At 36.7% G+C, this 12,113-nt stretch carries 8 protein-coding genes; all 8 read right to left on the bottom strand.

The annotated features are described in order from the left end of the window. Nucleotides 1-44: 44 nt before the first annotated feature. Nucleotides 45-1,064, bottom strand: a complete 1,020-nt coding sequence (epd, locus tag PR767_RS15445) for an erythrose-4-phosphate dehydrogenase (RefSeq protein WP_004914418.1) — start codon at nucleotides 1,062-1,064, stop codon at nucleotides 45-47. Between the two features lie 312 nt (nucleotides 1,065-1,376). Next, nucleotides 1,377-3,371, bottom strand: a complete 1,995-nt coding sequence (tkt, locus tag PR767_RS15440; protein ID WP_109911908.1) for a transketolase — start codon at nucleotides 3,369-3,371, stop codon at nucleotides 1,377-1,379. A 579-nt stretch (nucleotides 3,372-3,950) separates the two neighbouring features. Further along, nucleotides 3,951-4,673 (bottom strand): fimbrial protein, encoded by a 723-nt coding sequence (locus tag PR767_RS15435; protein ID WP_272520571.1) that lies wholly within the window; start codon nucleotides 4,671-4,673, stop codon nucleotides 3,951-3,953. Further along, nucleotides 4,660-6,276, bottom strand: coding sequence for a fimbrial protein (locus PR767_RS15430; RefSeq protein WP_272520570.1), 1,617 nt, complete (start codon nucleotides 6,274-6,276; stop codon nucleotides 4,660-4,662). The genes PR767_RS15435 and PR767_RS15430 overlap by 14 nt, the downstream gene beginning before the upstream one ends. A gap of 7 nt (nucleotides 6,277-6,283) precedes the next feature. Next, nucleotides 6,284-8,782: a TcfC E-set like domain-containing protein gene (locus PR767_RS15425; protein ID WP_272520569.1), complete on the bottom strand. Its 2,499-nt coding sequence runs from the start codon at nucleotides 8,780-8,782 to the stop codon at nucleotides 6,284-6,286. 19 nt (nucleotides 8,783-8,801) lie between these two features. After that, a complete protein-coding gene (locus PR767_RS15420; protein ID WP_272520568.1) occupies nucleotides 8,802-9,485 on the bottom strand; it encodes a hypothetical protein in 684 nt (227 codons plus the stop codon). Between the two features lie 22 nt (nucleotides 9,486-9,507). Then, nucleotides 9,508-10,113: a common pilus major fimbrillin subunit EcpA gene (gene ecpA, locus PR767_RS15415; protein ID WP_272520567.1), complete on the bottom strand. Its 606-nt coding sequence runs from the start codon at nucleotides 10,111-10,113 to the stop codon at nucleotides 9,508-9,510. A gap of 135 nt (nucleotides 10,114-10,248) precedes the next feature. Continuing rightward, nucleotides 10,249-10,569 (bottom strand): helix-turn-helix domain-containing protein, encoded by a 321-nt coding sequence (locus PR767_RS15410; RefSeq protein WP_198641857.1) that lies wholly within the window; start codon nucleotides 10,567-10,569, stop codon nucleotides 10,249-10,251. Nucleotides 10,570-12,113 lie beyond the last annotated feature (1,544 nt).

Genomic DNA, 12,113 nt, shown 5'->3' with positions numbered 1-12,113 from the left:
CAAAACAATAAAGTTATCATGCCCTGCTGTCTGTCAGTCGCCAATTAGTTTAAACCTGTCGCTGCCATCGCTAATGTTGTATCTAGCATCCGGTTAGCAAACCCCCATTCGTTATCACACCAAACTAGGGTTTTAATTAAATGCTTACCACTAACTCGCGTTTGTGTACCGTCTATAATAGCACTGTGTGGATCATGATTGAAATCCATCGAAACTAGCGGTAATTCAGTGTAGTCCACTATACCACGAAAATGGCCTTGTGCCGCGCTTCGCAGTAGTTGGTTGACTTTATCAACACAAACATCGTTATGTACGGTAACACTCAAATCAATCGCTGTCACATTCGTCGTCGGTACACGGACAGAAATGGCTTCAAAATGGTCTTTAAATTTCGGAAAAATTCGCGTAATTCCTGCCGCTAACTTGGTATCAACAGGAATAATAGACTGACTCGCTGCACGAGTTCTGCGTAAATCTTTATGATAGGCATCGATAACAGGCTGGTCATTCATTGACGCATGAATCGTCGTCACGGTTCCCGATTCAATCGAAAATGCCTCATCAAGCAATTTAATAATAGGAATAATACAGTTGGTGGTGCAAGAAGCATTGGAAACAATCTTGTCTTGAGCGGTTAAACTTTCATGGTTAACACCATAAACGATAGTTGCATCAAGGTCATCAGTACCCGGGTGAGAAAATAATACTTTTTTCGCCCCTGCCGCTAAATGCAATAAGCCGTCATCCCGTGAACCATAAACCCCACTACAATCTAAAACAACATCAATCCCCAGTTCTTTCCAAGGCAACTCATGCAGCTCAGATTGGTGAAATAAACGAATATTATCATCACCAACTTGTAAAAGTGTTCCGTTAAGTCGTACATCCCAAGCAAAACGCCCATGGCTGGAATCATACTTCAGCAAATGCGCAATCCCTTCAGGTTCAGCAAGTTCATTAACCGCCACCACGACAATCTCTGCCCGACGGCCAGACTCATACAACGCTCTTAGAACACTTCGACCAATGCGGCCAAAGCCATTTATTGCTACCCTGATTGCCATTCTACACCTTGTATCTGAGCAAAATCACACGGTTGCTAAGGATAACTGACTCACACCAACTCTACTGCTCATTTTAGCTGTCAAACATCAAAAGTGTGCTTCAACCGACATTTTTAAAAAATATTTTCATTCTGCAACATACAACTGAAACGGTTCAGCTTATCTAGGATTAGATTAAGGGATATATTTATAGAACGCAATAGAAAATCCTATATTGGTGCACAAAAAAACAACGCCTAGTTTATCGCTAGGCGTTGTTCAGCAAGATAATTAGAAATGAGAACCGAAATTCGGAACTCATTCCTTCTTATTTTATTTCAGTAAAGATTTCGCAGCTTCAACTGCTTTCTCTACTGTGATACCGAATTCTTTAAACAGAACTTCGGCAGGAGCAGATTCACCAAAGGTATGCATACCGATGATGGCGCCGTTTAAACCAGTGTACTTGAACCAGTAATCTGCAATACCCGCTTCGATAGCAACACGTGCTGTCACATTGGCAGGTAAAACCGCTTCACGGTATGCCGCGTCTTGTTTATCAAATGCATCCGTTGATGGCATAGAAACAACACGAACTTTACGGCCTTCTGATGTTAATTGATCAGCCGCTTTAACAGCCAATTCCACTTCAGAACCTGTAGCAATAAAGATTAACTCAGGCGTACCTGCGCAATCTTTCAGAATGTAAGCCCCTTTCTCGATATTGGCTAATTGTTCAGCGCTACGAGGTTGTTGCTCTAAGTTCTGGCGAGAGAAGATTAATGCGCTTGGGCCATCTTTACGCTCGATAGCATATTTCCACGCCACCGCAGATTCAACTTGGTCACAAGGACGCCACGTGCTGACATTTGGTGTCACACGCAGGCTTGCCAGTTGCTCAACCGGTTGGTGAGTCGGGCCATCTTCACCCAGACCAATAGAATCGTGAGTATAAACGAAGATGCTACGCACTTTCATCAGTGCTGCCATACGAACCGCATTACGCGCGTATTCAACAAACATCAGGAATGTCGCGCCGTAAGGAATGAAACCACCATGTAACGCGATACCGTTCATGATAGCTGACATACCAAATTCACGAACACCGTAGTGAATATAGTTACCCGCTGGGTCAACATTCAGCGCTTTCGAACCTGACCACATGGTTAAGTTACTTGGTGCTAAGTCTGCAGAACCACCCATAAATTCTGGTAACACTTTACCAAACGCTTCTAATGCATTTTGTGATGCTTTACGGCTGGCAATATTTGCTGGGTTTTGTTGCAGATTTTCAACAAATTGTTTTGCATCCGCGTCAAAATTAGCTGGTAATTCACCATTCATACGACGAGTAAATTCCGCAGCTAATTCAGGGAATTGGGCTGAATATGCGGCGAATTTTTTATCCCAAGCGCTTTGTTTTTCTTTACCTGCGGTACGAGCATCCCAAGCTTCGTAGATATCTTTAGGAATTTCGAATGGACCGTAGCTCCAACCCAGAGCTTCACGAGTTGCTGCAATTTCAGCATCACCTAAAGGTGCACCGTGGACAGACTCAGAACCAGCTTTGTTTGGTGAGCCAAAACCAATGATAGTTTTACACATAATCAGTGTTGGTTTATCAGCTTGGTTTTTCGCTTCATTCACTGCCGCATTGATCTGTGATGCGTCATGTCCGTCGATATCACGGATAACATGCCAGCCATAAGATTCAAAACGTGCTGCGGTATCGTCAGTAAACCAACCTTCAACTTCACCATCAATTGAGATGCCGTTGTCATCATAGAATGCGATCAGTTTATTTAATTTCAGTGTACCCGCTAAAGAACATGCTTCGTGCGAGATACCTTCCATCATACAGCCATCACCCATGAAAACATAAGTGTGGTGATCAACAACGTCATGGCCAGGGCGGTTAAATTGCGCGGCTAATGTGCGTTCTGCGATCGCAAAACCCACTGCGTTTGCAATGCCTTGCCCCAAAGGACCAGTTGTTGTTTCAACACCTGGAGTATAGCCATATTCTGGGTGGCCCGGTGTTTTAGAGTGTAATTGGCGGAAGTTTTTTAACTCTTCGATAGGTAAGTCATAACCAGTGAGGTGCAGTAAGCTATAAATCAACATTGAGCCATGGCCGTTTGACAGTACAAAACGGTCACGATCTGCCCAGTGAGGGTCTGCTGGGTTATGATTCATATGGTCACGCCACAGTACTTCAGCGATATCAGCCATGCCCATTGGCGCGCCAGGATGCCCTGATTTTGCTTTTTGAACCGCATCCATACTTAGAAAGCGGATAGCATTAGCAAGGGTTTTACGAGTCGTCATCAGTATACTCCAGGTAGGATAAAAACGTACTTAAACCAATTTTTACAACGCAATACGGATAGTGCTACTTTAATTTCGCTGCAACATGAAAGTATCAATTTACCGAGGTATCGCCATCGGTCTCCTTATCTAAGGAACCACAACACATCGACAACAAACTGAGCATTTCACGAATAGAGCGATTGAAAGTAACCCAATTCTACCCATACCGCAATATTTGCTATGTTCATGGCAGCAGATCGCTAATAAATTGAACTGCCGCAAAGCTGAATCCATTCCATTGCGCAAAATATCCCTTAAGACTTACATTTTTGCGCAAGTGACTAACCTTATTAAACCTGAGTTCAGTGTCTGGGATCAAGGTGATTTATGCTTCTAGCACATTTAGCTGCCACATTAGTGATAATTGGCAAAGTTTTAGACAAAAAAAAGCGCAATATGCCCGAATATTTTTGTTTGAGTTGAGTAAAAGACCTAGCCTTTCTAATGACTATTAATAGATAGAAGTAACATGAATTGAAAAAAACCAGTAACAACAAATATTACTGGCTAATCATATAATATAAAATTTTAAATCAGCTAATCGCAATTGCCTATAGAATAGTATTTATCAAATATAACAATGTATTTACGGCTTTTTTTCTTTAAAGCTTCATGGTGAAATTCTTGTTGTGGTAAAAGATAAAGAACTAAGGGCTGTTCATCATCCTTTACTTCACAGCTTTCATGAATTAACACCCTAAAATAAGTATTGCCCGTATTTTTTAATATGCCCGCATCCACATCCATCGCATATTTAAATGCAATATCTTTCGGCCTAACCACAAAATAGGTTTCTAAACTAACTGTGGGGTAAAATAACGGTTGCTGATTCTGAAAAGAGTCAGTTTCCACATCAAGTGCCGTTTCACTGATCACAATCTTATAATAGCGTTCTTTATCATCCGCTTTACCGCGATAAAAAATCTTAAAATACTCTTGCTCACCGGGTAATACGATTTTTTTTAATGGGGTAAAAATAATTTCCCCTTCTTCTATTGGCTTCCCTTGTTCTTTATTATCAGGCTTATCTATTTGGTATGCGCTAAATGTATATAAATTCACCTTTTTCGTATCATTGATATAGGACTTTGAAAAAAAGCTTTTATTGGGTTCTAAAGATGAAATATCTGAGCTCAAATAAAGTGAATAGGCTTTACCAAAACATGAAAAAAGCAATAATAACAGCGAGCTAATCAATAGTTGAGTCGCTATACGCTTCAGCTTATCAGTATAAATCGCGCCAACCTTATAAATGGACATCTGGCCCCGTCCAAATCGCTTTCACGACAACTGTTCCACTCGCAGACACCGTTCCTAACCAATCGATGCCATCTAACGTAAATAATGAGTTTGAATCATTCATTGGGAAACGTAAATCCAAATTAGTACGATAGAATGACCCTAAATCTTGGTTAGGAATATCCCACGGAGTTTCCGCCCACAACGCATTATTCATTGATATTTCGGTACCATCACAATTTGAGCGATAAGACTCTTCAATACCTGAAGCATTTTTAAATGACAAGTAAGCTGAAAACGGAACACGAAATTTGTCATCATCGGAGCTGAACAAACAAAAGTTTTGTCCGTTAACATTCACTGTCGGCCCCTCGACTCTTGCAGTGATCGCGTCCGCTTGTCGAGGGCCGCTTGTCGTCACAATATAATTAAACTCAATTGGTGGTTCCGCTGGGCCAATTTTCCCAGTTTTTGACGGGTTAGGAATATAATCCGCAGGCACAATACTAATGCTGTAGTCCCTAGGCTTTATCACTAACTGGTTCGATGGCGTGAATTCATAATAGCCTGACTGTGGGGCAGCGGCAGGGTTCGTAAACGAAAACGTAAAAAAGTCTTGGCTATTGGTGAAATCAATATTATTTGTCACTAATTGTTTGAAAAACGTATTAGAGAAAAAGATAGAAACATAGTTATTTGAACTTTTAAAATATGAGTTCGCTGCATAAGCCGAGTTGTAATTTCGCCAAACATTAGAACCGTCGTCAGGGCCTATTTTTATTGACGCAGCAGCAGGGGTAAATGGAATTAATGTTGAATTTACTTTTAATGTTAGCAACACATTCGCAAAAATATCCCCCGATGTTTCATGTTTTACCACTTGGCAAATTAAACCGTTCACGTTGGCAACAATACCAATACGACAAAATTGCTCCCCGGGACCTAGGCTTGGATTACCATTACTATCAATATAAACTTCTTGCATTGCTCCTGTTGAACTCAGTTTAATATGCCCTGATTTCGTCATTGTAAACTCATGAGATGCGATAATTCGTCCACCAACACTTTGGCAACTTTCTCCTTTTGCAGGGTCATAATCCAAGTCAGTCATACATGCACGATAGCTATAAGTTTCCACTGTACCAATAGGCAGTTTTTGAAAATATTGGTATGTTGACTCACTAAAAATACCTCGCGCATATGCCCCTTCCCCCAAGGTATTATCCTGTACAATTTTATACGCGCCATTTCGACCAACATATTGTGCAGGCCAATAACCCGTATCGCGGTTACAGTAATTACGCATACAGCGGTTACCAATAAATGGGCTATCAATCGGTGAATTTTCAAACCAAATATCTACATTCTGGTTGGCCCGAATCGAGGTATTGGTGTAGCCCATATAACCTAAGCTTTCTTGATTTCTTGCTGAATAACGGGAAAATTTATTTGCGCCAGTGAATCGAGGATCTAAAGACCTTGGTGTTACAAAAAACTCATTATCAACACCATTTTCAATAAACACATAAGAATTACTCAGAGCCACAGCTAAGCCAGAAGAACTAAAGACGCCATTCAACAAACAACTCGCCAAAAATAGTAAGAAATATTTTTTATTCATCATGAAACTCTCATTGCCTTAATGCGACTGTTCTTTGCGGGTCACAAGTTACATCCCCTAGCCATAACGCACCTCTGGCCCCCTCTAGATTCAAATCAGCTTCGCATATAGTTTGCTCATCTTCTTGTAGAAGTGAAATAACAGGGTAGCGAACATCGACATCCATAGAAAACTCACCATTGTGATCTGTTTTCGTTCGACCAATATGGTTACGGATAGACGCATATTTAATAAATTCGCCAGTTGGCGATTTCAAACGGCCAAATACCGTCACGAGCTGCCTAACTTCAGGTTTATAAATAGCAATATTCCCAGGGTATAATGTGACAGACTTATTTCGCCCTGAGACAATGTCAAAACTGTCTTTAGATTTCGCATCATTCATTAATTGAATGTCATAGTCAGAATAAGGTGATAATGGAATAAAGGTATTTGCTCCACTAACAGGGTAATTTTGCCCATTAACACGCGCAGTCATACTCCCAGCTCCATAAATATCCGAATTAATAATGACACCTGATTTCCCTTGCTGCCCACTTGGCATAATAGTTCCATTGCTATAAGCGACTGAGCCTCTTGACGTCAAATTACCATTAAGCCTATTACTATCGGGCCGGTTAAGTGTCACCATACCTGAGTTATATTTAGTCTCGTAAGAGGCATAGCCCATTGTTGAAATATTAGACTCACCGTTATTTTTATCTTTAACTAGCTTTGATACCGAACCTCCGACACTTGTAATAACCGAATCATCAAAGCTCTTATTCGCATAGATATTGGCTTTCACATTGCCATTGCTCGATGAAACACCTGTACTCAACCATGTTGATAAAGGTAATGAAAAATCGAGGCTAATAAATTTTTCATTCATACTTTTTTGGTCATCATAGTGATAACGCTGAACGCCTGTTCTTAACCCAATAGTGCCGTAACGGCCTGAAAATAATGTATTTGAATATTCATAGTTAATTGAATCACTACCAATGCGTTTATCTTTTGTACTACTAATAGTGAATGTTCCCGCTCGCTCAAATACCTTGTCAAAATTTAAAGTTGCGCCATAAGAATAGCTATCAGAGTCATAAATCGGTAATTCACCTTTTACTACGGCCTTTTCTTTCGAAGCCCAAACAGATCCATAACCATCAGGTATACTTGTCGATAGCGTAGCAATATTTCTATGGCTTCCATGGTTTTCAATCATTCCCTGCCAAGACAGTGATACATACTGATTTAAAGAAAAGTTAATACTGCTTTCATTAATTAAAAAATTGTCATAGCCATAATTAGACATCTGAATATTTAATCCAGATAAAACAGGAAAACCTTTTGCCACGGACGCACCGACTAAATAACTTTGCTTCAGTGGCTCACGTTTAGAATATTTTCCTCTTACATAACGTTTCTTATCGAAATCAACATATCCCCCATAGACTTCCCAATTTAACTTTTCAAAATTAGCGCCGCTAGTTCCAAAGGATTTATTAATTGTTTGATGTTGAGTCGTCACAATTTTACCATCTACAACCGTCTCAATCGTGACATCATAGATACCAAATGGAAGAATACTCGTGTCGACTTCAAAGCTACCCATCGGAAAATTTTGAATATTTAATAACTTTCCATCACGGTAAATACGAACTTCACCTGGACTATTTAAAAATACATAAATTGGTGTTAACGAATATTTTGAATTCACCACGACACTAGATGCATTATTTCCTAGTGTAACTGCATAAATTTTACTGCTATTTAGAGTAGTTAGGCTCGCAATAGACTGTAAATTCCACGTACTCATTAATCCAATCGCATAACGTATTCCATTAAAATCACGTTCATACATAGCACGATATAATTCAATATCAGAGTTTGATTTACCAATGCTGTAGGCTGATGCATTAATGTTAATGTGGTGTTCGGCTATAGCCAACAAAGTATCTAAATTAAAATAGCTACTCGATGAATTTTTCCCTTTTTTTACCTGGCTTCCAAAAACACCTAAATCATAATTAGCTACTGCAGAAAAATCATTTACCGATGAGTCACCTAGAGAAAATTGCCTAACTTTTTCTTTAGGCACAAAAGCATCTTGGTCAACATTGAGTGACAAATTAAATGAAGAAATATCTAACTGAAGTAATGCATCTTTATCAATCTTAATATTATTTGATTCATTGAAAAAATTATCTTTACTGTTTTCTAATTCATCTATCAATAGTGAGCTTAACTTTGGCCCTTGGCTATTATCAATAAAATTAATATTCGCAAGTTTAATTTTTCCTTGTTCAACAATAATGATGGCATCAGCAATTTTATCTTCACTTTGATTTTTTTCTCTAGAAGTATTTAATCGTAAAAAAACAGGTACTGACATTCCCTCTTCCAGTGCCATAACAAAAGCTGGCGGAATAATATACCCACCAATTTTAATACGCTTGATATCTTTAGCATAAACAACATTTGAAAAAATAAAGCTCATTATTGATAATGCAATAATACTTTTATGCATAATTAAGACCCAATATTAGCTATTTGACCACAATAAAATCACCTTTGTGCCAAATACCAACACTTGTTTTTTTATTATTTATATCAACCAACTGAAGTTTTACAGCTAAATTTGGCATCAAGTAATAACGTTCTTTACAGATCCCATCGGAACCAAGATTTATTTTTTCAGGTAAACAGGGTCCTGAAGCAACAACACGAAAAGAACTGTTCCCTAAATTAGCAACTTTTTGATTATCATATTTGTATTGGAAATTTTCTATTCTAGGTGCAACAACAAGTATTGTACTAATCGTTGCTGATGTTGTTGCTGATGCTGATTTTGAACTTTTCGTAATCCCACTTTCGCTAATTGGATCATCTTTCCAATTTAGCCGATAATAACGTTCCTTATCGTCTTTCGGGCCATTGTAGATAACTTTAAATACATCACGTGAATTCCCCGGAAGAATAATATTCGCTGGTGTTGACAATATTTCGTTAGGATCGTTAGTTGAAATTACCTTTCCATGTTCTAATGGCGTATCTATTTTTTCTATCGTTAAGTTTACTAATCTAGCCGCATCAACTGTATTTTCAATTTCCTTAGAAAGTGAATTTTCATCAGATGAAATAATTTCTGTGATATTACCAACATTAACAGCCAAGATGTTTTTTAGTGGGAGAATTGATAATAGAATAACTGCTATTGTTGTTTTTTTCATAATAAAACTCAAAATAAAAAACTTATGGAGTAACAAAAGTTCCTTCCCAGTTTGCAGTAAACTGGACTTTCACATCACCATCCCAAACACCATCATCTAAGTCTTTAAACTCAGCGACTGCGCCTGCTGCTTTAGCTTTAGCAATAACAAAGGTGAACTCACCACGATCTGTTGCACGATCTGAACTATTATAAACACCATCAGCCGCTAAATTATCTAAACCTGAAGTAATACCGTCAGCAACGCTGATTAACGTAGTATCCGTTGCAGTGTTTAAATCAGTACCATTCCATTTAACGCCAACTTCTAATGTAGAATCGTCGGTAGTTCTTGCTAATGTATTAGCAATAATTTTTGATGTTAATTTAAAATCAGTTGCGCCGGATTGTCCTTGAATAGCGACATCGAATGCACCATTTTGCTGATTAAAGCTTTTTTGGCCTTCGGCGTAATTAAAAGTTAAGCTTTTTAGTGGAGTCACAACTAACATACTTGTCGTGTCTTTAATTGCAGTCGCTTGCCATGTCGCTGTTGCTTGAGCAGTACGTGTATCTGCATTTGCAACCGTAGCAAAAGAAGCAGCAATAATCCCAGATAATAATACAGATGATATTTTCTTATTAAACATTTTATTCTCTCTAATTTAAATTCAATATACAACAAATGAAAAATTACTTAGTATAAAAAACACTTTTAACTGTGTTTTTTATAAAATATAATCTTGACCACTATGAGAATAGAGCTAAAAAAAATTAAAATAAAATTACTGTTTTTTATTTACTAAATTATCAATTAAGTAATTACTTAATAAGTAATTTCTTTTGCTTTTTTCTTTTTCCAATTTTATATCGATATCACATTCACTTTGAACAAATAAAATAAGCTCAACCCAATTCTTATCTAAGAGATGTAAAAGATGACTTAATTGGTCTATTGTTAATGATGTTTTTCCTGTTTCATAACGAGATATTTGTTGCTGACTAACGTGCATTAGCTTTGCTAATTGCTTACCCGTCAAATTCTTTTCCTTTCTAGATTTCCTTAAAAATATTCCCGCATAATAACTCAACCTATTTACTTCCATAAGCATTTCCAGAATTTTCCCGATGTATAAGATCAATAAATTTTTATCAAATGATAAGCATTAGTATATTTATTTAATGGGCTAAATTATTCTAGTGATAATTCATTAACTACTAATTTATGCTTAATAATATAAATTGAATAAAAAACGAGTAAAAATGTTTAAACCTATCAATAGAATTAAAATCAATAGGTCTGGGCTTTTTGATTTTTTTTTGTACCCATATTTTGAGATATACAACCGAATAAAACACGCAATTGGAGTAGAAAAATGATAAGTAACTATGTGATTAATCAATTAATTTTAGATGTGATAATATTGTTGCAGTTATTAACTCAATATGTTGCAAGTATTATTACTTATAAAACAATATAGATTACAGTGACACGCTAATTAATGCCAAGTTTCATTTTGTTACAATTTGGAATGCAATGTATTACTTGTAATTTAAAATAACGCTTAATATGAGTATTAAGGATTTTTCGCTATAAAATACTCATTGATTAGCGTTAAGATCGAGTATGCTATTTTTATTGATACATATCAAAACATACTCATTAATTTTTATTTTTTTAAAGAATTAAAAAAATAAAAACAATGACTATAATAACTATCCCTACTGAAACAGTTCATCAATGATATAAAAAAAACATCATTTCAACCCTTCAAATAAAGCACAAAAAACCATCTATTTTGTTCTATTTATACCAAAGAAAAATAGTAACGTTTATAAATTATAATTCACACTTACCAAGAAGAAAAAGAAAATCGTTCAAAAAACAATCTGGCTAGCTATCCCAGGATAGCTTATCGATATTACTCATCATGTATAGATAGCTTATGGACTTCTAACAACCAACGTTTTTACTAACAGACATTCCTATGCTCTGTTACTATACCCAAAAGTATAATCTCTAGTGGAAAGCTAAGTGCAAAAGAAAGGATTAAAATCTAGATTAGCTGCTATGTAGATAGTTATATCTAATTTATAAGTAATATTTAGAGTAGCTTTAGGTGATGAATTGGGTTTGGAACAAACGCGCATAGTATTAGGTACTGCAAAATCGGTAAAATGAAAGGCAATGGAGGACATAACCCCCCACCCCTGATTCAACTATCACTGGTAAAGTACTTTATGAAATTATAGAAGATAAACAGGTCTGTAGGACGAAGTATTAGCTCCTACTCCCTATGTACCACAATAGGTTCATGATATAGAAAGTTGATACTATAGTGGATAAAGCAAATCAACTATTTGTTTTATCTTACATTTATTCACCTAATAGACATTGATATTATATCATATATCTAATTATCAAAGTGGGACTTTAACATCATACACATTAAATTAGTTAACTGAGTTATTAATAGATAAGAGGGTTAAATACACATTTAAAATTACAATTCTACCAATATAACTGGTTTCCTACCTTTATTCTCAATTCTTCCCTCTCTTTAATTGTAATAAATTGTAACTTTCAATGTGGATTCTTTATGCTTCTTAATTAAATATACATTTGTTAAAAATTATAATAATTTTACAC

Source organism: Providencia sp. PROV223 (assembly GCF_028479245.1).
Lineage (GTDB): Bacteria > Pseudomonadota > Gammaproteobacteria > Enterobacterales > Enterobacteriaceae > Providencia > Providencia rettgeri.
The sequence above is the reverse complement of the archived record's forward strand: the minus strand, read 5'-3'. Positions and strand labels throughout refer to the sequence as shown.

Bases quoted from the DNA above. Each gene is read 5' to 3' on its own strand.
- ecpA (WP_272520567.1), bottom strand. From the start codon at position 10,113: ATGTTTAATAAGAAAATATCATCTGTATTATTATCTGGGATTATTGCT.
- PR767_RS15435 (WP_272520571.1), bottom strand. From the start codon at position 4,673: ATGTCCATTTATAAGGTTGGCGCGATTTATACTGATAAGCTGAAGCGT.
- tkt (WP_109911908.1), bottom strand. From the start codon at position 3,371: ATGACGACTCGTAAAACCCTTGCTAATGCTATCCGCTTTCTAAGTATG.
- PR767_RS15410 (WP_198641857.1), bottom strand. From the start codon at position 10,569: ATGGAAGTAAATAGGTTGAGTTATTATGCGGGAATATTTTTAAGGAAA.
- PR767_RS15425 (WP_272520569.1), bottom strand. From the start codon at position 8,782: ATGCATAAAAGTATTATTGCATTATCAATAATGAGCTTTATTTTTTCA.
- epd (WP_004914418.1), bottom strand. From the start codon at position 1,064: ATGGCAATCAGGGTAGCAATAAATGGCTTTGGCCGCATTGGTCGAAGT.
- PR767_RS15420 (WP_272520568.1), bottom strand. From the start codon at position 9,485: ATGAAAAAAACAACAATAGCAGTTATTCTATTATCAATTCTCCCACTA.
- PR767_RS15430 (WP_272520570.1), bottom strand. From the start codon at position 6,276: ATGATGAATAAAAAATATTTCTTACTATTTTTGGCGAGTTGTTTGTTG.